Consider the following 25,814-nt stretch of genomic DNA (forward strand, 5'->3'; position numbering starts at 1 on the left):
ATTTATTCTGAGGGGAGGTAAGATGTTATGAAGAAGTTGCTCGCTCTTTTCCTGGTACTGGGTCTTTTAGTCACAGCAGCGTTTGCCTACGAAGACGTCGTTAAAGTCAATGTCTCTGGAACTGGCTACTTCAACGCGTACCTCGACGAAGAAGGCATCGACCTCGAAGGTGATATTAGTGATTTGTCTGTGTCCATTTCTCCAAGCTCTGGCAGTGTAACAGCACCTGCTACCATTACAGCAGAATTTTCCATTGACGTCCTTGGAACAGACACTTCTCTCAGCAAGATAGCTGTCACAACGGATCTGTTCGATCTCACTTACTACAACTCTGATATCTATGGGGATGGCTATGTGTTCTACTACGTAGGAGACAGAGCACTTGAATTTACGCCAAAACTTGGTCTTGAAGGAAAATTTACGCCAAAACTTGGTCTTGAAGGAATTTCTCTGACCGCCTACTTTGCAGACATTGTGTCTGAGACAGATCTCACCAACGCCACGAATGATACCAACAATTACTTCGACGACGCTGTTGCTCTGAAACTCGGTGTGACGAACCTTGATCTCCTTGATGCGACACTCTTCGGTGCGTTCTATGATACTGATACGAACAATGCCACAAGCGCCTATGGCTATGCTGCCCACTTGAATCTCACTGGAAAAGACATCCTTGAAAATCTCGTGGTCGATCTTGCCTACGCCTACGAAGCAACCAGCATGTACCTGGTAGAAGCACAGTACAGCAAATCCTTTGAAATGGAACCTGTTACTCTGACGGTGTCTCCATACTTTGTCTATTCTGAAGGAGCCCCCACATACTACGACGATGATTCTGTTGATGACGATGGCTGGACAGCACCCTGGGGATCCAAACTCGTGAAAGTTGGTCTCAAAGCGGAAGCTGGTGTCACCGATGAAGTGACCTTCAGTGCAGAACTGACACCGACTTACGATCTTGATGCCAATTCTTTCAGCCTGCCTGTGACGCTTGCTCTTGCTTACGACTCCGATATGGCAGAGGCAAATGTGAGCGCTTCCTGGGATGATGCTGTCGCTTCTGCTACTAATGTCACCATCGATGCCAACCTGACAGTCACAGCCGTTGAAAATCTTACAGTCAAAGCAGCTGCACAATACAAAGTTGCCACCAACGAACTGGGTTACAACGTCGACGCCAGCTACGTCTACGGTCCTCTCACAACAGGATTCTTCTTCGGAACTCTGTTTGATTCCAATAGTGATGGTACTGCTGATATCAACGATTACTTCACCTGGTACCTCTACTTGAAAGCTTCCGTTGCATTCTAATCCACACCACCGCAAATCAACCCCCGGCACTTGCCGGGGGTTTTGTTTTGTTGTATAATTTAAAACTGGAGGCGTGTCCGAACTGGCTAAGGAGCCGGTCTTGAAAACCGGTGGGCCGGAAGGCCCGTGTGGGTTCGAGTCCCACCGCCTCCGCCAGCCCCGCACGGGGCTTTTCTTTTTAGGGGGTGAAAACGTGAGAGCCCTTCTTGTGGTGGACCTCCAGAGGGATTTCGTTGACAAAGACGGTGCTCTTTACTTCGAAGGAGCAGAGAAGGTGATCGATCCCATTTTGAAGTGGGTTGAAGAGTTCAAAAAGGAAAACCTTCCCATCATCACCACACAGGACTGGCACGATCCTGAAGACAGAGAATTCAACATCTGGCCAAAACACTGCGTTGCAAACACTGATGGTGCAAGACTCACTGAAAAACTCGAGAAAGCTTTGAAAGATTATCCCAATCACTTCTCTGTGAAAAAAAACCGTTACAGTGCCTTCTACAACACGAATCTTGAAAAGATAATCAGAGACAACGAGATAGACGAAGTTTACGTTTGTGGAGTTGTAACACACATCTGTGTGCTCTTCACCGTCGAAGAGTTGAGAAACAGGGATATCCCTGTTAAAATAATCACTGAAGGCGTTGCTTCTTACGATGAAGAGCTTCACCGCTTTGCACTGAGGGAAATGAAAGAAATTTTAGGAGCAGAATTCATTTGAGGTGATCAATGTGAAAAGACTCAGTCCCGAGGTCTTCAAGGTTCCCATCGACCGCATCAGGAACGGTTACTACTCGGACATATACTTCATAAACTATGTGAAGGTCTTGAAAAGGGACAACCGCCATCCACGGGTGTACTATCAGTTCTTTCCGAGGAAAGACGCCGTAATCTGCGGAATTGACGAGGCCCTCGCCATTCTGAAGTTCTGCACGGGATACTACAAAGACGAGGAAAAAGCGAGGGAACTCTTCGAAGAGATCTTGAAATTAGACAAAGAAATGCAGGCTGCTTCAGTTGAAATGGACGTTCAGAAGATTCTGGAGCTCACTCAGAAAAAGTGGGACCTCAGATTGAAACTGAACGATCTTTGGGTAGACAAATGGGATGAAATAGAAGTACACGCCCTCTACGACGGCGAGGAAGCGAAAGAAGGAGAGCCGATAATGACAATAGAGGGAGATCCCACCTATTTCGGGTATCTCGAAACGGTGCTTCTCGGTGTGATCGCAAGAGCCACCAGCACGGCAACGGCCGTCAAGAAAGTGGTGAAGGCAGCGAGAGGAAAACCCGTGCTCTTTTTCAGTGCCCGTTTCGATCACTACTGGGTCCAGGCAACAGACGGCTACGCAGCTCTCAAAGCGGGGGCCTTTGGAGTTTCTACAGACGCGAACGCGGACTACTGGGGTGTCAAATCCATGGGAACGATGCCTCACGCCCTGATAGCCTGCTACGATGGGAAGACCGAGGACGCTGCCATCGCTTTTGACAAACACATGGAGGAAGATGTGAACAGGATCGTTCTTGTGGACTGGGACAACGATGTGATAGGAACAACCTTCAAGGTCATCGAAAAGTTCTACGAGTACGTGATGAAAAAGCCGTTCAAACTCGGAGTGACAGATCCTTCACCGATCATAGGTCCTGGAAAGAACAAGATATGGGGTGTGAGGTTCGACACCTCCGGGAATCTGAGGGATAAATCTGTGGTCCCAAAAGACGAATCCTCTTTTGGAGTGTGTCCGGAACTCGTCTGGAGAGCCCGTCAGGAGTTCGACAAAGTGGGGCTCAAGGATCTGAAGATAGTCGTCTCCGGAGGATTCGACGAGAAGAAGATAGATCTATTCGAAAGATTGGGGGTACCGGCAGACGCGTACGGTGTTGGTTCTCGCCTGCTGAGGGAGAAGGTGGATATCACGGCAGACATCGTTGAAGTCAATGGAAGACACTGCGCAAAGGTGGGAAGATACAAGATAGAAAATCCCAGATTGAAAAAAGTGGGGAAACGCTACTGGGAGGAAGAGTGAGGAGGTGAATGGAATGGAAATCAAAAAGGGTACCTGGATCATAAAGAAGGGTTTTGCGGAGATGTTCAAAGGCGGTGTCATCATGGACGTCACCTCTGCTGAACAGGCCAAGATCGCAGAAGAAGCGGGAGCCGTTGCGGTAATGGCCCTCGAAAGAGTTCCGGCCGATATCAGAAAAGAGGGCGGAGTCGCCAGAATGGCAAGCATCGCAAAGATCAGGGAAATCATGGAGGCAGTATCCATCCCTGTGATGGCGAAGGTGAGAATCGGTCACATAGCCGAAGCAAAGATACTGGAGGAACTCGGAGTTGACTTCATCGACGAATCCGAAGTCCTTACACCAGCTGACGACAGGTTCCACATCAACAAACACGAATTCAAAGTGCCCTTTGTCTGCGGTGCAAGGGACCTGGGAGAAGCTCTCAGAAGAATAGCAGAAGGTGCAGCCATGATCAGAACGAAGGGAGAAGCCGGAACGGGAAACGTTGTAGAAGCAGTGAAGCACATGAGAAGGGTGATGGAACAGATAAAACAGGTGACGAAGATGGAAGACGAAGAACTCGTCGCTTACGGAAAAGAGATAGGAGCTCCCGTCGAGCTTCTCAGAGAGGTCAAAAGACTTGGAAGACTTCCCGTCGTGAACTTCGCAGCGGGTGGTGTGGCAACTCCTGCGGATGCGGCTCTCATGATGATGCTCGGAGCAGATGGAGTGTTCGTGGGATCCGGTATCTTCAAATCCAAGGATCCAAGAAAGATGGCGAAAGCCATGGTGCTGGCCGTTACCTACTGGGACAATCCAAGGATACTCCTCAAGATCTCCGAAGACATAGGAGAGCCGATGAGAGGGCTCGATGTCGAAGAACTCGAAGTGAGAATGCAGGAGAGAGGGTGGTAAGGGATGAAAATAGGAGTTCTGGGTGTTCAGGGAGACGTCAGAGAACACGTGGAAGCTCTCCACAAGCTCGGAGTTGAGACCCTGATAGTGAAACTTCCAGAGCAGCTGGACATGGTGGATGGTCTCATCCTGCCTGGTGGAGAATCGACCACCATGATAAGAATTCTCAAAGAGATGGATATGGATGAAAAGTTGGTGGAAAGAATAAACAACGGCCTTCCCGTCTTTGCAACGTGTGCCGGTGTGATCCTTCTCGCAAAGCGCATCGAAAACTACTCCCAGGAAAAACTTGGAGTTTTGGACATAACCGTTGAAAGAAACGCCTACGGAAGACAGGTCGAAAGCTTTGAGACGTTTGTAGAGATACCCGCTGTAGGAAAAGATCCATTCAGAGCCATTTTCATAAGGGCTCCAAGGATCGTTGAAACAGGAAAGAATGTGGAAATTCTGGCAACTTACGATTATGACCCTGTTCTGGTGAAAGAAGGAAATATACTCGCGTGCACGTTTCACCCAGAACTCACCGACGATTTGAGACTGCACAGATACTTCCTGGAGATGGTGAAATGAAAGTGAAAATCGATCTGGAAGATGAAAAACTTCGTGAACGAATAGCCAGCATCGTTCAAGAGGTAGGTTTTTTCATAAATGAATCGGCGGATGTGATCATCACCGACGATTTGAAGGAACAGGGTCGGTGGGTGATTCTGGTCTCAAAGAACGTACCTGAGAAGATTCCGGAAGGTGTGCTGGACGTGATCGATCCACGCCTTCCGGATTTTCTGCTGAGAAGAAAATTCGAAATGATGAAAGCGTACCTGATATTCCCATCTGGTATCCTCAGCTATCTCGAAGACGACTTCGAAAAATCAAAGCGATACGGATTTCCACTTTCTGTTATCTATCTCTTTTTCGAAGATGACGGTACGGCAAGACGTGTCTATGAACTCCTTCGAGAACTTTTGAGGTCTTCTGATAGATTCGATTTCCTGAAGAGAAACGAAATAATGATCGTTCTTCCCGGAACATCGAAAGAAGGCGCGGAAAGACTCCTCAAAAGGTTGAAGAGAAAGTTCCTGAGATTGGATTGGACGAAACAGCCGATGCTTGAGTACGGAGTCGCCCAGGTCGAAGACTGGATGGAAACCGTTGAAGATCTGCTTGCATCCCTCGAATCTTCTTTGAGGAGGTTGTGAAAATCTGAGTAAAAAAGAGTGGATCAACATAATTCTGGCGCTGGCTTTTGGATTTCTCGCCGTCTTTTTTATTTTCAGGGAAGTAGATCCCGCTGAATTTTCCAGATATTTTCATTTAAAATCTCTCCTTTACATGTTCCTCCTCTGCGGAACATTTGTTTTTTCTATCGTCATAGACTCTCTCAAGATGAAGTGGCTTTACTCGTTCGTATGGAAAGAGAAGTTTCCACTGTACGATTCTTTCTTCAACAATTACATGAGTTTTGTCTTCAGTATGCTCACCCCTTTTTATTTTGGAGGACAGTTTTTCCAGACGTATCACCTCTCAAAGATGGGTTTCAAATCTGAGCACAATGTGAACGTGATTCTTTCCAGATTCGTAGAATACCTGATCTCTGTTACTGTTCTTTCGATTCTGGGCCTTGTGAGATACAGAAACCTTCTCTTCTCGAACGCACTTTTGACTTCAAAGTTGATACTTCTCGCGTACCTCATCAGCGTATCGTTCATAGCCGTTTTGATGTCTGCGCTGATAAATCCTCCTCTTATCGCACGTCTTTTTAACGCTTTCAAAAGAATAAGATGGATAGATCGACTCATCAAAAAGATCACCAAAATAGAAGATTGGGATACCAGATTTCTCGAATGGACAGAAAAATTAAAAGAAAGCGTTCAAGTACTCTGGAAAAGTGGCTTTATGTTTTTCGATTTTCCTCTCACTTTCATTTCCCTGCTTGTTCAATCTTTTGTTCTCTACCTTGCCATCTGGCTCACATCCGGAAAAATAGGTTTTCTCGACGTCACAGGCCTCTTCTATTTCCTGAGTTTGGTCGTGTTTTACATACCCACTCCTGGAGCGAGTGGAGGAGTGGAAGCGGTTTATCAGATCGTTTTTTCCAAGATTTTGAATTCTTCTGAAAAAACACTCGCCTCCATTCTCATCTGGAGGATTTCTACCTATTATCTTCCGATATTCATCGGCATTGCATTCCTCTTGATTTACCGCTATCCGAAGGAAGTGGCAAAATGAAGATCGTTCTCAGATTCAAGAAAAAAGGAATGAGGAGATTTCTCTCAACACTTGAGTCTATAAAACTCGTGGAAAGATCCATAAGGAGAGCAGATTTTCCAATCGTTTTCACGGAAGGTTTCCATCCAAAACCGAAGATGAGTTTCCTCGACGCCATGCCGGTGGGTGTGGTGAACCTCGCTTTCTACGTGGAACTCTTTGTGAAAAACATCTCAGAAAAACACATAGAGACTCTGAAAAACATCCTCCCAAAGGATTTCGCTTTAGAAAGCGCATGGATCTTCGATGGAAACATCAACGAACTGGTCAACTCGTATCGTTTCTTAGTGATCTCAGAAAAACCTGTGGATCTGGAGAAGACTATTTTGAAAAAGAACAAAAAAGTTTCGTTCAAAGAGAGTCTTCTTGATTTTGAAGTATCGAGTGGAAAAAAGTATCACATCTTCAGGTATACTCAAAAGAGGGAGAAACTGATAAACCCGTTACTCCTTGCAGAAGAAGGAACTTTTTTCTTACCCATATGTGAAGAAGCCATGACCGGGCACGGTCCTCTCTCTTCTCTCCTCGAAAGGGGTGGTACGCGTGTCTAAAAAGATTCTTCTTGTTGACGATTCAGCGGTTCTGAGAAAAATCGTTTCTTTCAATCTGAAAAAAGAAGGTTACGAAGTGATAGAAGCGGAAAACGGGCAGATAGCCCTAGAAAAGCTCTCGGAGTTCACACCAGACCTGATAGTTCTCGACATAATGATGCCCGTAATGGATGGATTCACCGTTTTGAAAAAACTTCAAGAAAAAGAAAATTGGAAAAGAATCCCGGTGATAGTCCTCACGGCAAAGGGTGGTGAAGAGGACGAATCTCTGGCATTTTCCCTGGGTGCCAGAAAGGTCATGAGAAAGCCGTTCAGCCCCTCCCAATTCATCGAGGAGGTGAAGCATTTACTAAATGAATGAAAGGGAAATTTGCGAAAGAATCGCTGAAATCTTGAATCTTGAACACGACTGTTCGAAAGGAATAGATGATCTTTTGGAGATCCTGGAGTACGAAATAAACGAATATCGAAAAAGCTTAGAAGAACAGGCCATGTTCATGGAAGCTCAAATCGAAGAGCTTTCGCGCTCGTACGAAGAAATATCAACTCTGCTCGAAATCTCGGAGATTTTCGGTACGTTCGAGTTCCCTTTGAACTTGCAGAACAAACTGGAAAAAGTCATTCGACTCCTCAGGAACGTGATAAAATTTGAGGGTTATGTTGTTCATCTGGAAGGTGAGTTGACAGCCGGGGATCTAAACAGAGAAGAAATAGAAGCAGAAATAGGAAATCCAGAGAAGACCGTTCTGATAGAGCCCGGAAAATCTGAGAAGTTTTCAAATCTTCTGTTTGTACCGATAAAAGGAAACAGATACTACGGATACATGTGCTTCACTGGAAAAGAAGACGGAGGAGTTTTCACCGCAGGTGACAGGAAAATAGCTGAGATGACGGCAAGATACATAGCGAGTGCTCTCGACAGACTGGATTTTCTCAAAAAGGAGATAGAGCGAGAAAGACTGGAAGAACAATTGAACATAGCAAGACAGATACAGACTAATCTTCTTCCCCGAAAAATTCCAGAGATTGGTTTCGTAGAAGCAGATGCCTGCTCTCAACCTGCTGTTCAAGTTGGTGGGGACTATTACGATTTCTTCGTGTCACAGGAGAAAAGGTTTCTCACAGTCGTGGGTGATGTGGCAGGAAAGAGTGTACCGGCGGCTCTGCTAATGAGCGCAGTGAGGAGTTATCTGAAAGTGCTGGTCACCACGTGTCCCGATCTGGAAAGACTCGTGAACAGGTTGAACTCCATTCTCTGCGAAAACATGACAAACGACCGCTTTGTAACGATGGCTTTTATAGAGATATCTCCAGATGGAACTTTGAATCTTATAAACGCAGGCCACAATCCAGTTTATTTCCTGCATAAGGGAGAGCTCGTCAAGATTGAAGCTTCTGCGATCCCAATCGGTATAACAGAGTGGGAATACAGAAAGCACACCATTCATTTGAAACCAGATACATTCGTGATATCTTACTCCGACGGATTGACAGAAGCAAGGAACGAAGCGGGCGAAGAATTCGGATACGAAAAGTTGGAAAATATATTGAGGGAATTCAAGGGTGAAACACCCGCTGAACTGCTGGAGGCACTGAGAAAAAACGTTAAGTCGTTTATGGGAGATGCCCAGCAGCACGATGATATGACAATCGTGGTGTTAAAATATAAAGGACAGCAGGAGGTGGAATGATGTCAGGTCACAACAAGTGGGCCAATATTAAACACAGGAAGATGGCCCAGGATGCGAAGAAATCCAAGATCTTCACAAAACTGATCAGAGAAATCATCGTTGCAGCAAGAGAAGGAGGAGGAAACATAGAAACAAATCCGCGATTGAGAGCGGCAGTTGAAAAAGCAAGGGCAGAAAACATGCCCAAAGAAAACATTGAAAGGGCCATAAAGAGAGGAACAGGAGAACTCGAAGGAGTAGATTACCAGGAAGTGATCTACGAAGGATACGCACCCGGAGGAGTCGCTGTGTACATCAGAGCGCTCACAGATAACAAGAACAGAACTGCCCAAGAACTCAGGCATCTGTTCAGCAGATACGGTGGCAGTCTTGCGGAAAGCGGTTCGGTGAGCTGGATATTCGAGAGAAAAGGAGTTATCGAAATCTCAAGAGACAAGGTGAAAGACCTGGAAGAACTCATGATGATTGCTATAGACGCGGGAGCAGAAGACATAAAAGACACAGAAGATCCGATACAGATAATCACAGCACCTGATAATCTTTCGGAAGTGAAGAGTAGACTGGAAGAAGCCGGTTACGAATTGGAAGCAAAGGTAACATTCATTCCGAAAAACACGGTGAAAGTCACGGGTAAAGATGCCGAAAAAGTTCTTGAATTTCTCAACGCGCTGGAAGATATGGACGACGTGCAGGAAGTGTATTCGAACTTTGAAATGGACGACAAAGAGATGGAGGAGATACTTTCCAGGTTAGAGGGCTGATCTTACTTTTGTTTATTCTGGTAACTGTTCCTGCATACGCTGGTTTCATCGAAGTGGGAGCAGGAGTTTATAATGAAGTTCCCACGGTGGGTTTTGTACTGTCTCCTGAGCTCAAAACAGACTTCATAGAAGGAAAGTTCAGGTTCGATTTTTTTGCAAGTTTTTCGGAAGGGGAGCTCTCTCTCCTTCCTTTCATTTATGACAATCCTGTTTATTTTCGATTCGGAATCGATGATTTTTCGTTCGAATATCACGCACCAGCAGTCTTGAAAGCGACCTTTGTACCGTTCAAAAAGAGCTGGAATGTGAGACTTGGTTTCATGGGTGGAATCTGGAACGGAGAAAATGTTTTCTTCTTCACGGAGAAACCCGTGTTTCTCGTTTTGTCGAACGATGATAACTACCACATTGGGCTGAACTTCAAAGTGTTCGATACAGGTCTTGAACTCTTCGTTGAAAACGAAAAGCCCGGTGTCTGGTTAGAACTTGGAAGTTTAAAAGTTGGTGTTTCGAACTGGGTTGGTTTGATCTTTGAACATAAAAAAACGGTGGTTCGTTTTCTTTACGATGGAAAATTCAAACCCGGTTTGGCATTACTGGAGGAAAACGGCTGGATCTTCATCAACAGTGACTACGTAGAAGGACAGTGGAAGGTGGGAAGATTCCATGCAGGAGGAAAGATCGGAAAAGAAAATTGGGCCTTTCAACTTTCAATCGAATTTTGAGTGGAAGGAATTTCCTCAGGAAGAATTCGAATGGTTTGTGAAAGAGGTTGAAAAGAGGTTCGGACTGAACCTCTCTTCTTACAAACCACAGAGGGTAAAGCGCAGAACAGAACTTCTTCTCAGAAAGTACAACGTGGGATACAGAGAGTATTTGAACATGCTCATAAAGGACAAGAAATACCTCGATGAATTCATGGATAAGATGACGATAAACGTGACAGAGTTTTTCAGAAATCCGGAAAAGTGGTGGGAACTGAGAGATGAGATCATTCCTTTGATTGCAAAAAATTCTCTGAGAATGAAGTTCTGGAGTGCGGGCTGCTCCTCTGGAGAAGAACCGTATTCTCTGGCCATCCTGGTTCACGAACTCAATCTTTCCTATAAAACACGTATTCTGGCAACGGACATCGACATCGGCGTGCTAAGAAGGGCCCAGGAAGGGATTTACGAAGAAAGGGCCTTCGTCAGTACTCCAAAGGAATACCTGGAAAAATATTTCGAGAAACTACCGGATGGAAGGTACAGGATAAAAGATTCTGTGAAGAAAATCGTGGAATTCAAAAGGCACGATCTTTTGAAGGATCCGTTCGAAAAGAACTTCGACCTGATAGTGTGTCGAAACGTGGTTATTTACTTCGAACCAGAAGCGAAAAATGAGCTTTACCGAAAGTTCGCTGAATCTCTGAAACCGGGAGGGTTCCTCTTCGTCGGAAACACCGAAAGAATTTTCAACTACAAAGAACTGGGATTTGAGATATACAAACCGTTCATCTACAGAAAGGTGGAGTAAATGACTTTTGTGATGGTTCTCACAATTGTTCTGGATCAGCTTACAAAGCGGATAGCAAGCGAGATACACGGAACTTTCTTTATAGTTCCGGGTTTTTTGAGATTCGTGAAGGCAACCAACCGAGGAATCGCACTCGGGTTGTTTGAAAATCTTTCCGAACAGCTTCTCTGGACCGTGATGTTCGTTGTTGTTTTTCTCTCCCTGCTTCCTTATATTTTCAAGTTCAGCAGGCTGGAAAGAATAGCCATGGGCTTCATTCTTGGGGGAGCTCTCGGCAACCTTCTCGACAGAATCAGATTCGGATACGTTCTTGATTTTCTGAACTTGACCTTTCTCCCAACGATATTCAACCTAGCGGATGTGTTCATCATAGTCGGAGGAGCACTTATGATACTGGGAGTTTTCAGAGGTGGAGACAATGAAAGTTTGGAGAGTCGAAAAAAGAGAAGAGGGTTGGAGACTGGATCAGTTTTTGAAGGAGAAGACACCGTCATGGATCTCGAGATCACTGATTCAAAAAGCGATAAAAGAGGGCAAAGTGAAGGTCAACGGTCAGATTAAAAAGCCGAGTTACAAGTTGAAAGAGGGTGAGATAGTAGAGGTTGACCTCCCTGAAAAGCCACAGGAAGCGACAGTTCAACCCGAAGAGATAGAATTGAAAGTTCTTTATGAGGATAGAGACATCGTAGTTATCGACAAACCTGGAGACATGATCGTTCATCCTGTTCCCTCCAAACTCAGCGGAACTCTCGTGAACGCCCTTCTTCATCACTGCGAAGATCTTCAGGGAGTTGGGGGAAAGCTCCGGCCGGGAATAGTTCACAGACTCGACAAAGAGACCTCCGGTGTCATAGTGGTAGCCAAGAACGATTTTGCCCATCAGAGCCTCTCGAAGCAGTTCAAAGATCGAAAGGTGAAGAAGACCTATATACTCCTAGTGAAAGGTAGAGTGAAGAGTGATGAAGGAGTTATAGACCTTCCTCTCGCAAGGCACCCTGTTCTGAGGATAAAAATGGCCGTCGTTGAAACAGGGAAAGAAGCGATCACGGAGTACAGAGTTCTGAAAAGGTTCGATGACGTTGCGACGCTCGTTCTCGCCTTTCCTAAAACAGGTAGAACGCACCAGATCAGGGTGCACATGAAAAGCCTCGGGCATCCGATCATGGGAGACAAAATTTACGGGAAGCCGAAAGAGGATGAGATCTTCGGAATAAAAAGGCAGATGCTTCACGCCCTGAAACTCGGTTTCTTCCACCCTCGAACGGGCGAATGGATGGAGTTCGTCTCACCTCTGCCAGAGGACTTCAAAGAAGCCATCAGAAGGATCCATGAATACGTGAGGGAAAGATCATGATTCCATGGGTGATATCTCCCTATTCTTTCGATGGCTCAGTCGTTCGATTCGAAAAACTGGCCCTTCTCTTGAAAAGTAAGGGATTGAAATCTGTCATCCTCGCCGACAGAAACTTCCACGCCGCTGTGAAGTTCAACACGATCATGAGAAAACACGGCCTGATACCGGTTCACGGTCTCTGGAAAGACGGCAGCATCTTCGTCGCGAGAAACAGAGAGGAATTTGACAGCCTGGTCAGATACTACAACGGAGAAACACATGAACTCGAAGACATACCTGTTTTCCACGAAAGCGAACTCACACCTGTAAGATATCTCGATGCCTCTGAAAAGAAGGCCAGCATCTTCATGAGAAAGATCTTCGGACTCGACGAAGACGTTCAGGGTTTTCCAGAAAAATGTGAAGATGTGGCCGACATTCTGAACGCAGAAGCCTACGATCTCAGAGTGAATCACAGATTCCCCACTCCTCCTAAAAATTGGAACGAATTACTAATAAAAAAGGCAGAACCATTGGGTGAAGAGTACATTAGCCGTCTGAAAAGAGAACTCGAGGTGATAAAAAGAAAGGGTTTCACCCCGTACATCTACACGGTGGAAAAAGTGGTAGAGATCGCAAAGAAAATGGGCATAAAAGTTGGGCCTGGAAGAGGAAGTGCGGTTGGTTCTCTCGTTGCATACCTGTGCGGAATAACAGAGGTAGATCCAATAAAATACGACCTTCTCTTCGAACGCTTCTTGAACGAAGAAAGGCAGGAACCCCCCGATATAGATGTGGATGTGGAAGACAGGAGAAGAAAAGACCTGATAAAGGAATTATCAAAGTCTTTTCAAGTCTATCAGGTTTCAACCTTTGGAAACCTCACAGAGAAATCTCTGAAAAACCTCATAAACTCCGTTCTTCCAGATGCGTCTCTTGAAGAGAAAAACGAAATCTACAAAACCGTTTACGGACTGCCGCACCACCCCAGTGTTCACGCCGCGGGAGTCGTGATCTCAGAAAACCCTCTGCCGTTGCCTACAAGAATGGAAGAAGATATCCCGATAACGGACTACGACATGTACGATCTTCAAGAAATAGGTGTTGTGAAGATCGATATACTGGGTCTTAAAACCATTTCTTTCATAAAAGATTTCAAAAAAGAGATTTTCGATTACTCTGATGAAAAAACGTATCACCTCATCTCTAAGGGAAAAACCCTTGGTGTGTTTCAGCTCGAAGGCCTCCAGGCGAGAAAGCTCTGCAGAAGAATCTCTCCCAGAAACATGGACGAACTCTCCATTCTCCTTGCCCTCAACAGACCTGGTCCATTGAGGTCTGGCCTGGATGTTATGTTTTCGAATCCGAAGAACGTTCCCACGTTTTTCAGGAAGACGTTTCCAGAGACAAGAGGGGTTCTGATCTATCAGGAACAGATCATGCGACTCGCCATGTTCGCGGGTCTCTCAGGCACCGAAGCGGATATTTTGAGAAGGGCCATTGCAAAGAAAGAAAGAGAAAAAATGGAACCTCTCCTTGAAAAGATGAAAAAAGGCCTTCTTGAAAAAGGCATGGAGAACGCAGAACAGATCCTCGAGATCCTCCTGAACTTTTCCTCCTATGCCTTCAACAAGTCTCACAGCGTCGCATACGCCCACATCACATACCAGACGGCATATTTGAAAGTCCATCATCTTGAAGAATTCTTCAAGCTCTACTTTGCGTACAATTCTTCAGACACCGAAAAGATCTTCCTTGCCGTTCAGGAACTGAGAAGCGAAGGATACAGAGTACATCCTCCAGATATCAACACCTCTGGAAAAGAACTGGTCTTTCACGGTAAAGACGTTTACCTTCCCCTGACGGTTGTGAAAGGAGTGGGAGCAACCCTGGTTGAACAAATCGAAAAAATCAGGCCGATCAACAGTGTGAGAGAACTTCAGGAAAGGGTAACCGGAGTTCCGAGAAACGTTGTGGAAAGCCTGATCACAGCAGGCGTCTTCGACAAACTTTATGAAAACAGAAAACTGGCACTGGAAGAACTGAACAAAAAGGTTGAGAAAGATATTCTTGAGATTCGAAGCCTCTTCGGAGAAAAGGTAGAGCAGGAAAGTTCAAACATCAAAATAGGAGACATCACCGAACTCGAAGAGAAGAGCATGGGATTTCCGTTGACACCCGTTCCTGAAGTTCCTACAGGACTCTTTGCCGGTATAGCCGATGTCTTCACGTATGGTAGGACTCTTCCTGTGCTCGTCAAAAGAGTTTCGAGAAACATCGTGACGGATGGCCTTTCTATTTGCCGGGTAAGGGCAGACGTTCCCGATGGTGTTCACCTTGTGCTCCTCTCACCCCTTCAGAAGATCATCAAAATCTGGCCCTTCAATGAAAACACCAGGTTCGTGTACAGAGTGGATTTTACCGCGACACTGGAAAAGGCCGGTCAAAACGAGATAACGGAAGTCCTTAAAAACGGGGCTGTTGTAAGGTATGAAGGATACAGACCTCTAACGGATGAATATCGCTACAGAGTCGTTCCTCGGTGATCTATGCTATAATTCAAATATAGTAAGGAGTCATCACATTTTTGGAAAGGGGGTTTCGTTATGAAGAAACTGTTTGTGCTGTTTCTGGCAATCCTGTCAGTTCTGGTACTGGCCGAAGTGAAAAACCCTGACACCATAATCGATGCCACCATTGGAGAACCCGACACTCTCGACCCACACTACGCCTATGACACGGCGAGTGGCGAAGTTATCTACAACGTGTACGAGAACCTGATCGCTTACAAAGGAGAAAGCCTCACAGAATTCGAACCACGCCTTGCGGAAAGATGGGAAATTCTGGACGACGGGAAAACTTACAAGTTCTACATCAGGAAAGGTGTGAAGTTCCACGAAGGAGGAGATCTCACACCAGAAGACGTGGAATACAGCTTTGAGAGAGGTCTCATCTTCGACCCAACAGCGGGTCCCATGTGGATGCTCTGGGAAGCCCTGTTCGGTGTGGATTCACTGGAAACTTTCGTCGAGGAAAAGATCGGCAAGCCTTACAGCGAACTCTTCGACGAAAACGGTGAGCCGCTTCCAGAGTACAGAGACGCCCTCATAAAGATCTACACGGATTACATCGATCCCGCCATCGAAGTTGAAGGTGACGCCGTTGTGTTCCACCTCGTGAGACCCTTCGCACCGTTCATGTACATACTCGCCCAGAGCGCCAGCTGGAGTGCTGTCCTCGACAAAGAGTGGTGTATAGAGATAGGATGCTGGGACGGAAGAGCCGATACCTGGTGGAAGTACCACGATATCAGAAAAGAAGATTCTCCTCTCTACGCGAGAATGAACGGAACTGGACCCTTCAAATTCGTCGAATGGGACAGAGCTCAGCAGAAAGTCATCCTCGAGCGAAACGACAACTACTGGAGAGAACCCGCGAAGATCAAAAGAGTTATCATCTGGGGAATCGACGAGTGGAGCACAAGAAGGGCGATGTTCCTTCAGGGAGACGCCGATATCTGTGCTGTCCCAACCCAGTACCTCGAGCAGGTGGAAGGAAAACCCGGTGTCACCGTTATAAAGGGACTTCCTGAACTTGCGGTAACATCCCTTCACTTCGCGTGGAACGTTCCCGAAGACAGCAAGTACATAGGCTCTGGAAAACTCGACGGAAACGGAATACCACCAGACTTCTTCACTGATGAAAACGTGAGAAAAGCCTTCATCTACGCGTTCGACTACGACACATTCATAAACGAAGTGCTCAAAGGTCTTGGTAGAAAGATACCAACAGACCTTCCAGAAGGACTCCTCGGATTCAACGAAGAGCTGCTGAACGATCCAGACGCTCCACACTTCGATATTGTGAAAGCAACGGAGTACTTCAAGAAGGCGTGGAACGGTGAGGTCTGGAAGAAAGGATTCAAGATCACGTTGCTTTACAACACCGGTAACGATGTGAGAAGAGCAGCCGCAGAAATGCTGAAGGCATACATCGAGATGATCAATCCGACGAAGTTCAAGGTCGAAGTGAGAGGCGTTCAGTGGCCTACGTATCTCGACGCAACCAAGAGAGGAGAAGTGCCTGTCTTCATCATAGGATGGCTCGCAGATTATCCGGATCCTCACAACTTCATCTTCACATACTACCATAGTGCAGGAGTTTACTCTGGAAGACAGGGTGAGAACTTCAGGAAGTTCGTTTCCACACCACATCCCGACCTTGGTGGTAGAAGCCTCGACGAGCTCATAGAAGAAGCGATCGCGAAGACCGATCCCGCAGAAAGACAGGCACTCTACGAAGAGATCCAGAGGTTCGCAATGAAGCACGCCCTTGGTATGCCTCTCTACCAGCCGCTCGGTGTGAGAGTCCAGAGAAGCTGGGTCAAAGGATGGTACTACAATCCAATGAGACCTGGTGACGACTACTACGTGCTCTGGAAAGCAGAAGAGTAAAAAATAAAAGGGGCTCCTTTCGGAGCCCCTTCTTTTTTTCTTTTTGTTCTTCACGCGAGTTCTTCTTCCACCGCGGCCCTTGGGGTTTCTTCCACCTGGATTCCCGCGAAGACATCGAGACCGGTTCCTGCGGGTATCAACTGACCAACGATCACGTTTTCCTTCAATCCAATGAGCGGATCGACCTTTCCTTCGATCGCCGCTGCGGTCAACACCCACGCAGTTTCTTCAAACGCAGCCGCACTGAGCCAGCCAGGGTAGTTGAGAGCTGCTTTTTTGAGCGACAGGAGTCTTCTCTTGTACTTGATAGGTTCCTTCGGGAGAATCTGGTACGTCACAACTTTATCTTTTTCGAAGACGTCGATCTCTTTTATTCCCGCTTCTATGATCTTCTTCAAAAGTTCCTCAGTCACTTCATCGCCTTTTTGAGCGAGTTCTACAAGTTCTCCCCCTTCTGTTTCCGTGATGATCCTCTTTGCGAGCGTCTTTCCTATGACCCACTTCCTGTTCTCTTCCACTTTCGCATTTCCTTCGAGGATTTCCCTGTTGAATCTCTTTATATCCACAAGCGGTACAAGCTGATCCGGTAGATAATCGCTGTCACCTGGATCGATGATCGTTGCCATGCTGAGCATCTGTTTGAATATGATCTCGAAGTGTTTGTCGTGTATACTCACGCCCTGCTGGACATAGGCGTTCTTTATGATCTTCAGAAGATTCATCGCCGTCATTACACCTTTTTCCGATTCGAGCTCCAGGAGTTTCCACCACACAATGGCACCGCTGGTGAGGGTTTCTCCTCTCAGGACTTTCTGGCCTTTTTCTACCCTTACTTTCGCTCTCTTCGGTACTTTGTAAGCGTGGATGTTACCGGCGTAATCCTCGATGTAAATCACCGTTCTACCACTTTCATCGGTTGCTATGTCTTTAACGAAACCATCGACCTCACACAGAATGGCTTCGGATCCATAGTATTTTCTGATTTCTTTCTTTCCACCGCTCTTTTCTTCTCTCAAGAACGCGTACGGTTCGAACGTCTTCTCCACAGTTGTGAGACCGCTGACGATGTCGCTCGCACCCATGACTCCTCCAACGTGGAATGTTCTCATTGTGAGCTGTGTACCAGGCTCTCCTATGGACTGAGCGGCTACGATTCCCACAGACTCACCGACGTTCACTATCTTGTGGTTGGAAAGATCCATACCGTAGCAGGCAGCGCAGACGCCGTACTCAGACTCACAGGTGAGAGGTGATCTCACAATGATATCGGGTCTCACGGGAACTTTTTCTATTCCATTCTCTTCGAGCATCTTCGCCACGATCTCGTTTATCACTTCCTGGTACACGAGAAGCTGTCTTTCACCTTTTTTATCGTACAAAGGTTCCTCTTCCGCGTAAACGGTTCCAACGACAGGATAGACCTTCACCTTTATGCGGTATTTCCCTTCGTTCTTAGCAGCTTTTACCACATCCCAGGTGAGTTCCGTTCCTTCTTCGTACTCTCCAACGGGTTCTGCTATCTCGGCGTACATGTTGGGAAGCGAGAGTTCTGTTATGTCTATCTCTTCGTATCTCACAACGTCAACCATTTTCTTGTAAGAAGCCAGGAAGTTCGCATCGTCGTCTGTGAGCATGGTGTTTCTCGTGTATTCCTTGCCCGTTTCTGGATTCTTTAAAACTTCTTTTGTTTCTGGATCAAGCACGTCCCTTGCGAGCACTCTACCGAAGAGGAACTCGTTCATCTTTTCCACGACTGTTCCTTCTTTTATCAGATCCATGGCTCTGATTCCCTCATGTGTTCCACAGTCGGGTTCCGATACTGTGACGCTCTGGGCTACATCCACAAGACGCCTCGTCAGATATCCCGCAAAGGATGTGTTCATTGCCGTGTCAACCTGTCCCTTTCTAGCACCGTAGGTGGATATGAAGAACTGCAGGATGTCAACACCTTCTCTGAGGTTCTTATCGACTGGATAATCGAAGGTGAGTGCTTCGTGTATTGCCTGACCTTTGAAGATCTTGGACTTTATTTCCCTGGATCGCGGGTCGTACGCCTTGATCATCAAACCTCTGATACCGGCGAGCTGTTTCACCTGATCTATGTTACCTCTAGCACCAGAGTTCACCATCATGTATATGGGGTTGAACGGATCCTCTGCGAGTGTTTTGGATGTGAGTTTTGTGATCTCCTCCGTCACACTCATCCAGAGTCGTATGATTTCACTCTTTCTCTGTTCCTCCGTCAGGAAGCCCTTTTCGTAATTCTCTTCGATTATTCTGACCTTCTCCCAGGTCTTCCTGAGAATCTCATCTCTCTCTGGTGGTATCTTCAGATCTTTCAACGAGAGAGTCAGACCGGAAACGGTTGCGTAGTGGAAACCGATGTCTTTTATGTCATCCAGGAGATCCGCAGCTCTGTCTATACCGTGTCTCTTGAACGTTTCATAGACGAGAGCGTTTATCTGTTTTTTGTCGAAAATTCTATTGTAATCCCTCAAATCTTCCGGGAGAATGCTGTTGAAGATCACTCTTCCCAGAGTCGTCTTTATTCGTTTTTCTTCGCCGTTGATAACGACCTTTATCAGAATCGGAGTGTGAAGTTTTATGAATCCAAGGTGGTAAGCCAGCATCGCCTCTTCGGGCGAAGAGAACTTCCATTTCACATCTTCTTCTCTCAGTGAATCGAATTCTTTACTGACCGTTGTGAGGTAGTAAGAACCTATGATGATATCCTGCGTCGGCAGCGAAATCGGCTTCCCGTGTGCTGGGGAGATGATGTTGTATCTCGAAAGCATGAGAAATCTTGCCTCTGCCTGCGCCGCGGCCGAAAGCGGTACATGAACCGCCATCTGGTCACCGTCGAAATCCGCGTTGAATGGTGGACACACGACAGGATGGAGCTGTATGGCGTTTCCTTCAACGAGTTTTGGTTCAAACGCCTGAATTGACATTCTGTGGAGTGTGGGAGCTCTGTTCAAAAGAACAACGCTTCCCTTTATCACTTCTTCGAGCACTTCCCAAGCTTCCGGCATCTCTTTTTCTATGATCGCTTTTTTGACCTTTCTCATGGTTTTGCTGGAAGAACCCTCTCCAAGAAGTTTCGCCAGAACAAACGGTTTGAAGAGCTCCATTGCCATTTTCTTTGGAATACCGCACTGGTGTATTTTCAGATGCGGTCCCACGACAATGACCGCTCTTCCAGAGTAGTCCACACGCTTTCCAAGCAGGTTTCTTCTGAACCTTCCCTTCTTTCCCTTCAGGAGATCGGTGAGCGATTTCAGAGGCCTGCCGTTTCTGTCTTTCAAAACGGCTCTTCTGCTTCTCTTTCCCTCCGAATCAGAGCCGTTGTGAATGAGAGCATCAACCGCTTCCTGAAGCATTCTTTTCTCGTTTCTCAGAATGATCTCAGGTGCCCCGAGTTCCAGGAGTTTTTTGAGTCTGTTGTTTCTGTTTATGAGTCTTCTGTAAAGTTCGTTGAGATCTGTTGTGGCGAACCTTCCTCCCTCAATCTGTATCATCGGCCTGAGATCGGGTGGAATCACGGGAACGACCTCAAGAACCATCCATTCGGGTTTGTTGCCAGATTTCAGGAAATCCTTCACCATCTTCAACCTTCTTCTGAGCTTTATCGCCTTCGAGCTGGAAGAAGGTAACTTTTTGAGTTCCGCTTCGATTTCCGCCTGAAGCGCTTCCAGATCCAGATTCTGAAGCAGTTTCTTTATCGCCTGCGCTCCGGCATCAGCCACTATCTTTTCTGGATATATCTGAAGATACGCTTCGTACTCGTTTTCTGTGACTATATCGCCAACTTTCAAGCCTGTCTCTTTGGAAACCTCGGGATCTATATCCGTTATGACCACGATCGGTCTGTCGTTTTCCGTTCTCTCTTCAACATCGAACATGGTTGGATAGTGAGACTCGAAGATTTTGTACTCGGTAGCAGAGAGATACTCTTCCTCGAAGAGGAATCTGTCAGCTAAGTGATCCCCTTTCTTCACCTGGTCGCCGTTGTTAACGTAGACAAGCGCTCCTTCAAAGACAGGATATTTTCTCTCCTCTATAACCTGTTCTACATAGACTTCACCGGTGGAGAGCACTTCGAAGTTTCCGTCTTCAAGCGCTCTTATGTTGAGGTTGGAACCAAATCTCACTGTACCAGATATGCTCGATTTGACGGATGGGAGGCTGGTAGAAGTCGTGATCTGATCACCTTTTTTCACCTTCTGGCCGTTCGAAACAAGAATCTTTGCTCCGTAAGGAGCCGTGAAAACAACCGGCTGATCCTTACTGGTTGTGAGAGGTTTCAACGTAATAGTATTCGAAAGTTCATCTATTTCCACGTGACCGTCAAACGGAGCGTAAACAGGGTCGATTGTCATTTCTTTCGTCAGATCCTGTCCTTTTTCCACTTCCTGACCATCTTTCACAATGAGAATCATTCCAGGGAGCACCGTGTGTGTGGCTCTGGTGATGTTCTTCACTATGATCCAGGTGATTTCCCTTCCTGTGATGGACTTTTCTGTCTTCAAAGTCACTTCTCCATCAATATCAGAAAGAACAGGAGATTTTGGATTCTTCACCACGAACGCCTGCTCAACTTCGAAATCCCACTTTTTCCTGTATATCCTGTACTCGGTCTCGTAGATCACGTCCCCCTGGGAGAACGGAGTATCTTTGGGATCAGTCACAATGAAAGCCCTTTCTATGACACGGCGGCTGCCGTAGTAGATGATGTTTTCCAGGTCTGAAGTGCTCATGTTCAAGAGTGTTCCAAGGACACTCGGTATGCTCTCGAGGTACCAGATGTGCACAGCGGGTGCTGCCAGTTCTATGTGCCCCATCCTTTTTCTCCTGGCTTCTCTGGATTCGACCCTGACTCCACACCTCTCACAGACGGTGCCCTCGTATTTCTTTCCCCTATACTTACCACAGGCACATTCGTAGTCCTTCACAGGACCGAAAATCCTCTCACAGAAAAGACCATCTCTCTCGGGTTTGAACGTTCTGTAGTTGATCGTTTCAGGTTTCTTGACCTCTCCTCCAGACCAGCTTCTTATCACTTCTGGAGAGGCTATCTTTATCTGAATCGCCTTTATCTTCCTCTTGAAAGAGGACATTGGCATTCTACCAACCTCCCAATCAGTACTTGTCGATATCTATCTCGTTACCGTTCTCATCATAGAGTCTCACATCGAGCGCGAGACCTTTAAGTTCTTTGATGAGAACCCTAAAGCTTTCGGGAACACCAGGTTCAGGTATATTCATGTTCTTCAGTATGGCTTTGTAAGCTTCATTTCTTCCTTTTATGTCGTCGGATTTTATGGTGAGCATCTCCGCGAGAGTATGAGCAGCTCCGTACGCTTCCAGAGCCCAGACCTCCATTTCTCCAAGCCTCTGTCCACCGAAGTGAGACTTTCCTCCGAGAGGCTGCTGGTGAATGAGAGAGTAAGGTCCTGTGGATCTTGCATGAATCTTTTCTTTTGCTATATGAACGAGCTTCAGCATGTACATGTAACCGACCACCACAGGATTGTCGAAGGGTTCTCCCGTTCTTCCGTCTCTGAGAACCACTTTTCCATTCGGGTTGTTTTCGTCGTCTCCAAGGTGAAGACCCCTCTTCTTCCTTTCTTCGTAGAGCGGTCTGAGAATTTCGTCTTCTTTCGCCCCTTCGAAAACAGGTGTTGCAAACCATTTTCCAGTTAGTTTGGCGAGCCATCCAAGGTGCGTTTCCAGAATCTGACCGACGTTCATACGTGAGGGTATTCCCAGCGGGTTCAGTACCATCTGAACCGGTGTTCCATCGGGTAGGAACGGCATGTCTTCTTTTGGAAGTATGTTTGAGACAACACCTTTGTTTCCGTGGCGTCCCGCGAGCTTGTCTCCGATGTCGAGCGTCTTTCTTGAGGCGACGTACACCCTGACGAGTTTCAAAACTCCCGCTCCCAGTTCTGCTATATCGTTTTGATCGTAAACATCGACCCTTATAACTCTTCCCTCAACCCCGTGAGGCAGCCTGAGAGATGTATCCTTCACGTCTCTTCCACGTTCACCAAAAACAGATCTGATGATCTTCTCTTCTGGTGTTGTGTCTCCTTCACCTTTCGGTGTCACCTTTCCAACCAGTATTGCCTGAGAACCCACTCCATAGTCACTCACAACGTACGCTCCAACTCTGATGATTCCGTTCTCGTCGAGATTTTTCAGGAGTTCTTTGCTCACGTTCGGTATATCAGCGGTGATCTCTTCAGGACCGAGCCTCGTTTCTCTTGCTTGAGTTTCATAAACTTCTATGTGGATCGACGTGAAAACGTCTTCTTCAAGAAGCTCCTGACTCACGAGAATAGCGTCCTCGTAGTTGTAACCTTCCCATGGCATGAAGGCGACGAGGATGTTCCTTCCGAGTGCCAGTTCTCCCATGTCGGTTGCCGGACCGTCGGCTATGGGATCACCCTTCTTCACAAAATCGCCTTCGTTGACAATGGGTTTTTGATTTATCATCGTATCCTGGTTGGATCTCACAAATTTTAGAAGTCTGTATTCATCAACCACTGGATTGCCCTTATCATCGTACATGAGATTTCCATTCTCGTCTGTTCTGTGAACAACGATTCTGGCGGCGTCAACCTCTTTCACTATTCCATCGTGTTCTGCGAGAGTGACATAACCAGAATTTTTCGCTGCTTCCCATTCCATTCCAGTTCCAACAAAGGGTGCTTCCGCTTTCAGAAGCGGGACGGCCTGCCTCTGCATGTTCGAACCCATAAGGGCTCGGCTGGCATCGTCGTGTTCGAGGAATGGAATGAGTGAAGCCGAGACACTGAAGGGCTGTTTTGTTGATACATCCATGAAATCTACTTCTTCTCTGGGAACAAGCCTGATATCCTCACCCACTCGAGCCACTACTCTCTCTGGTATTATGTTGCCCTCTTCATCCACGGGTGTGGTGGCAGGTACAATTTTGAAATCTTCTTCTTCGTTGGCCCTCAAGTAGACTACTTCATCCGTCACTTTTCCATTGACTACCTTTCTGTAAGGAGTCATGAGAAATCCGTATTCATCAATTTTGGTGTATATAGCCAGCGATGTTATGAATCCTATGTTCGCACCTTCAGGTGTCTCAATGGGACACAGCCTTCCGTACTGTGAGTAGTGCACGTTTCTTGCTTCGAAGACTTTGGATTCTCTTCTCAACCCACCAGGTCCAACAGCGGAAACCCTTCTTTTGTGAGTGAGTTCCGACAGAGGGTTCACCTGATCCATGAACTGAGAAAGCTGGTTCATCGCGAAAAACTGGTTGACCGTTGATATGATAGATTTTATGTTTATAAGACTCTGAATGGAAACCTTGCTCAGAGAGTTTATGAGTGTGAGTCTTTCCTGAATGGCCTTCTGTGCCCTTGCGAACAACCTCTCGAACTCTCTCTGGACGAGTTCTCCCACCGTTCTAACGCGCTTGTTCCCGAGATGGTCTTTTGTATCGAAAGGTATCGAAGGAAGCTCCTTGTTTATGTTGGAGATGTACCTGATAGCAGCAAGGACACTGAGATCGGATGTTACTCCATAGTTCCTCCGAAACACCGATACAAGCTTTCTGAGGTCGTAAGAAGCTGTTTTTCTCTTTTCCAAATATTCTTCCTTGAAGATTCTGATCAAATTTCTCAACTCGTAGGAATCTATTTCAAAATCGTTGACGTATCTTCTCTCAAAGTAGTCGAAGAGAATTCTGGAAGCGAGGACTATATCGAGTGGTTTCAGAACGAGAGAATTTTCGTTGTAAACCTTCTTCCTCGCTTCTTCGGGATCTTCTCCCTCAACCTCTATGAGGTACCTGATGTAAGCGTTTCTTAGTCTTTCGTTGACTTTGTACCTTCCCACCTCGGAAAGATCGTATCTTTCTGGATTAAAGAAGAGATCGTGAAGATACCTCTTCGCCGCGTTTATTCTTGGAAGTTCCTCGGGTCGCAATCTTCTAAATATCTCCAGATAAGCGTCCACAACGGTAACTTCGTTTAAACCGTAAATCTTTGTCTTTTCCTCTTCTTCCTCTCCCTCTTCGCCCGAGGAAGACACCAATTCCAGCATCTTTTCAAATGTATTTTGAGCTATTGGATGAACTATTTTTATCTGATTTATGTCATCTATCATCAAAATCCTTTCCGCGAGATCTTTGGTCAGGATATCCCATTTTTCGGCGATCTTCCTGTCACCATCGTAGATGTCTTCAAGCAGAATGGAACCCACATGGAGCAGGAGACTGTCTTCATCGTCGGCATCCAGATAGGTGGGATAAAGAGAGAGGATATCCTCATCCTTTTCATAACCGATCGTTTTCAGAAAGAGGAAAAGATTGACCTTCTTTCCGTCAAGACCCGCGTAAAGAACTCCATCGTAGGGATCGAGGATAACTTCAAGCCATGCGCCTCGAGATGGAAGAAAGTATCCGCCGTACTCTTCTCTGTCGATGTACTCAGACGAGAAGTAAAGCCCTGGAGAAACTACTATCTGATTGACCACAACTCTTTCTGCTCCATTTATTATGAACGTTCCACGATCTGTCATGTAGGGAATGTAGCCAAGGAACACTTCTTCTTCCTTCATTTCACCGCTTTTCATGTCGGTAAGGCGAGCCGTTGCGTATATTGGAACACTGTAAGTTAAACCCTTTGCTTTACATTCAAGGGGATCAACAACAGGTTCTCCTATCCTGGTTGAAACAAATTCAAGGGCAAATCCTCTGTCCGATTTTTTCAAATCTGAGCGAGTCGCCTGCGAATAAATGGGGGAAAATTTTTTGAGGACTTCGAGCAAACCTTCTTCGAGGAATCTTCGGTAGGAAATCTTCTGAATCTCCACAAGGTCTGGAATTGGTAGGGGTTCCTGAGTCTTGCCGAAAGAAACCCTTGTCCTCCTACCGCAAGAGATCTCTTTCATTTTCTCACCTCTCAATGTGGAATAAGAAACTCCCAGGATTTCTCTCCCGGGTTTTGCTTAGATTGAACGGAAAGGAAACAATA

At 46.3% G+C, this 25,814-nt stretch carries 19 protein-coding genes and 1 tRNA gene; 18 read left to right on the plus strand and 2 right to left on the minus strand.

Going from position 1 to position 25,814, the window contains the following annotated elements:
- Positions 1-27 precede the first annotated feature (27 nt).
- The 18 genes from CELL2_RS02310 (at position 28) to CELL2_RS02390 (ending at position 16,800) form a co-directional block, all read left to right on the plus strand.
- Positions 28-1,311 carry a hypothetical protein gene (locus CELL2_RS02310; protein ID WP_038033635.1) on the plus strand — a complete coding sequence of 428 codons (1,284 nt, stop codon included), beginning with the start codon at positions 28-30 and terminating at the stop codon, positions 1,309-1,311.
- Between the two features lie 67 nt (positions 1,312-1,378).
- Positions 1,379-1,467, plus strand: a tRNA-Ser gene (locus CELL2_RS02315).
- A 37-nt stretch (positions 1,468-1,504) separates the two neighbouring features.
- Positions 1,505-2,029, plus strand: coding sequence for a cysteine hydrolase family protein (locus tag CELL2_RS02320; RefSeq protein WP_012310554.1), 525 nt, complete (start codon positions 1,505-1,507; stop codon positions 2,027-2,029).
- A 10-nt stretch (positions 2,030-2,039) separates the two neighbouring features.
- On the plus strand, positions 2,040-3,335 hold the full coding sequence (locus CELL2_RS02325) for a nicotinate phosphoribosyltransferase (protein WP_038033632.1): 1,296 nt from the start codon (positions 2,040-2,042) through the stop codon (positions 3,333-3,335).
- Between the two features lie 13 nt (positions 3,336-3,348).
- Positions 3,349-4,230, plus strand: coding sequence for a pyridoxal 5'-phosphate synthase lyase subunit PdxS (gene pdxS / locus CELL2_RS02330; protein WP_004081493.1), 882 nt, complete (start codon positions 3,349-3,351; stop codon positions 4,228-4,230).
- Positions 4,231-4,233: 3 nt separating this feature from the next.
- The gene (pdxT, locus tag CELL2_RS02335; RefSeq protein WP_012310556.1) at positions 4,234-4,800 is read left to right on the plus strand and encodes a pyridoxal 5'-phosphate synthase glutaminase subunit PdxT; all 567 of its coding nucleotides are present in this window, start codon (positions 4,234-4,236) and stop codon (positions 4,798-4,800) included.
- The gene (locus CELL2_RS02340) at positions 4,797-5,426 is read left to right on the plus strand and encodes a diguanylate cyclase (RefSeq protein WP_038033629.1); all 630 of its coding nucleotides are present in this window, start codon (positions 4,797-4,799) and stop codon (positions 5,424-5,426) included. Before pdxT ends, CELL2_RS02340 begins: the two co-directional genes overlap by 4 nt.
- A 40-nt stretch (positions 5,427-5,466) precedes the next feature.
- Positions 5,467-6,456: a YbhN family protein gene (locus CELL2_RS02345; RefSeq protein ID WP_081952616.1), complete on the plus strand. Its 990-nt coding sequence runs from the start codon at positions 5,467-5,469 to the stop codon at positions 6,454-6,456.
- On the plus strand, positions 6,453-7,046 hold the full coding sequence (locus CELL2_RS02350) for a TIGR03936 family radical SAM-associated protein (RefSeq protein ID WP_012310559.1): 594 nt from the start codon (positions 6,453-6,455) through the stop codon (positions 7,044-7,046). Before CELL2_RS02345 ends, CELL2_RS02350 begins: the two co-directional genes overlap by 4 nt.
- Positions 7,039-7,407, plus strand: a complete 369-nt coding sequence (locus CELL2_RS02355; protein WP_011943094.1) for a response regulator — start codon at positions 7,039-7,041, stop codon at positions 7,405-7,407. Before CELL2_RS02350 ends, CELL2_RS02355 begins: the two co-directional genes overlap by 8 nt.
- Positions 7,400-8,737 (plus strand): PP2C family protein-serine/threonine phosphatase, encoded by a 1,338-nt coding sequence (locus tag CELL2_RS02360; RefSeq protein WP_038033624.1) that lies wholly within the window; start codon positions 7,400-7,402, stop codon positions 8,735-8,737. Before CELL2_RS02355 ends, CELL2_RS02360 begins: the two co-directional genes overlap by 8 nt.
- Positions 8,737-9,498: a YebC/PmpR family DNA-binding transcriptional regulator gene (locus tag CELL2_RS02365; protein ID WP_038033622.1), complete on the plus strand. Its 762-nt coding sequence runs from the start codon at positions 8,737-8,739 to the stop codon at positions 9,496-9,498. The genes CELL2_RS02360 and CELL2_RS02365 overlap by 1 nt, the downstream gene beginning before the upstream one ends.
- A gap of 8 nt (positions 9,499-9,506) precedes the next feature.
- Positions 9,507-10,223: a hypothetical protein gene (locus CELL2_RS02370; protein ID WP_038033620.1), complete on the plus strand. Its 717-nt coding sequence runs from the start codon at positions 9,507-9,509 to the stop codon at positions 10,221-10,223.
- The gene (locus tag CELL2_RS02375; RefSeq protein ID WP_038033618.1) at positions 10,165-11,013 is read left to right on the plus strand and encodes a protein-glutamate O-methyltransferase CheR; all 849 of its coding nucleotides are present in this window, start codon (positions 10,165-10,167) and stop codon (positions 11,011-11,013) included. The genes CELL2_RS02370 and CELL2_RS02375 overlap by 59 nt, the downstream gene beginning before the upstream one ends.
- Positions 11,014-11,574 carry a signal peptidase II gene (lspA, locus tag CELL2_RS09495; protein ID WP_081952617.1) on the plus strand — a complete coding sequence of 187 codons (561 nt, stop codon included), beginning with the start codon at positions 11,014-11,016 and terminating at the stop codon, positions 11,572-11,574.
- A complete protein-coding gene (locus tag CELL2_RS02380; RefSeq protein ID WP_235231274.1) occupies positions 11,486-12,367 on the plus strand; it encodes an RluA family pseudouridine synthase in 882 nt (293 codons plus the stop codon). Before lspA ends, CELL2_RS02380 begins: the two co-directional genes overlap by 89 nt.
- Positions 12,364-14,892 carry a DNA polymerase III subunit alpha gene (locus tag CELL2_RS02385; protein WP_038033614.1) on the plus strand — a complete coding sequence of 843 codons (2,529 nt, stop codon included), beginning with the start codon at positions 12,364-12,366 and terminating at the stop codon, positions 14,890-14,892. The genes CELL2_RS02380 and CELL2_RS02385 overlap by 4 nt, the downstream gene beginning before the upstream one ends.
- Positions 14,893-14,952: 60 nt before the next feature.
- A complete protein-coding gene (locus tag CELL2_RS02390) occupies positions 14,953-16,800 on the plus strand; it encodes an ABC transporter substrate-binding protein (protein ID WP_038033612.1) in 1,848 nt (615 codons plus the stop codon).
- A 50-nt stretch (positions 16,801-16,850) separates the two neighbouring features.
- Here CELL2_RS02390 and rpoC read toward each other — a convergent pair whose 3' ends face one another.
- Positions 16,851-21,923: a DNA-directed RNA polymerase subunit beta' gene (gene rpoC / locus CELL2_RS02395; protein ID WP_038033610.1), complete on the minus strand. Its 5,073-nt coding sequence runs from the start codon at positions 21,921-21,923 to the stop codon at positions 16,851-16,853.
- Between the two features lie 16 nt (positions 21,924-21,939).
- Complete coding sequence (locus tag CELL2_RS02400) at positions 21,940-25,731, minus strand: DNA-directed RNA polymerase subunit beta (protein ID WP_012895873.1); 3,792 nt, start codon at positions 25,729-25,731, stop codon at positions 21,940-21,942.
- Between the last annotated feature and the right edge of the window lie 83 nt (positions 25,732-25,814).

It is taken from the genome of Thermotoga sp. Cell2, assembly GCF_000789375.1.
In the GTDB taxonomy this organism is placed as follows: domain Bacteria; phylum Thermotogota; class Thermotogae; order Thermotogales; family Thermotogaceae; genus Thermotoga; species Thermotoga petrophila.

Excerpts from the sequence above, each read along its gene's own strand:
- CELL2_RS02310 (WP_038033635.1), top strand. The coding sequence starts at position 28 with ATGAAGAAGTTGCTCGCTCTTTTCCTGGTACTGGGTCTTTTAGTCACA.
- pdxS (WP_004081493.1), top strand. The coding sequence starts at position 3,349 with ATGGAAATCAAAAAGGGTACCTGGATCATAAAGAAGGGTTTTGCGGAG.
- pdxT (WP_012310556.1), top strand. The coding sequence starts at position 4,234 with ATGAAAATAGGAGTTCTGGGTGTTCAGGGAGACGTCAGAGAACACGTG.
- CELL2_RS02340 (WP_038033629.1), top strand. The coding sequence starts at position 4,797 with ATGAAAGTGAAAATCGATCTGGAAGATGAAAAACTTCGTGAACGAATA.
- CELL2_RS02350 (WP_012310559.1), top strand. The coding sequence starts at position 6,453 with ATGAAGATCGTTCTCAGATTCAAGAAAAAAGGAATGAGGAGATTTCTC.
- CELL2_RS02360 (WP_038033624.1), top strand. The coding sequence starts at position 7,400 with ATGAATGAAAGGGAAATTTGCGAAAGAATCGCTGAAATCTTGAATCTT.
- CELL2_RS02365 (WP_038033622.1), top strand. The coding sequence starts at position 8,737 with ATGTCAGGTCACAACAAGTGGGCCAATATTAAACACAGGAAGATGGCC.
- CELL2_RS02375 (WP_038033618.1), top strand. The coding sequence starts at position 10,165 with ATGCAGGAGGAAAGATCGGAAAAGAAAATTGGGCCTTTCAACTTTCAA.
- lspA (WP_081952617.1), top strand. The coding sequence starts at position 11,014 with ATGACTTTTGTGATGGTTCTCACAATTGTTCTGGATCAGCTTACAAAG.
- CELL2_RS02385 (WP_038033614.1), top strand. The coding sequence starts at position 12,364 with ATGATTCCATGGGTGATATCTCCCTATTCTTTCGATGGCTCAGTCGTT.
- CELL2_RS02390 (WP_038033612.1), top strand. The coding sequence starts at position 14,953 with ATGAAGAAACTGTTTGTGCTGTTTCTGGCAATCCTGTCAGTTCTGGTA.
- rpoC (WP_038033610.1), bottom strand. The coding sequence starts at position 21,923 with ATGCCAATGTCCTCTTTCAAGAGGAAGATAAAGGCGATTCAGATAAAG.
- CELL2_RS02400 (WP_012895873.1), bottom strand. The coding sequence starts at position 25,731 with ATGAAAGAGATCTCTTGCGGTAGGAGGACAAGGGTTTCTTTCGGCAAG.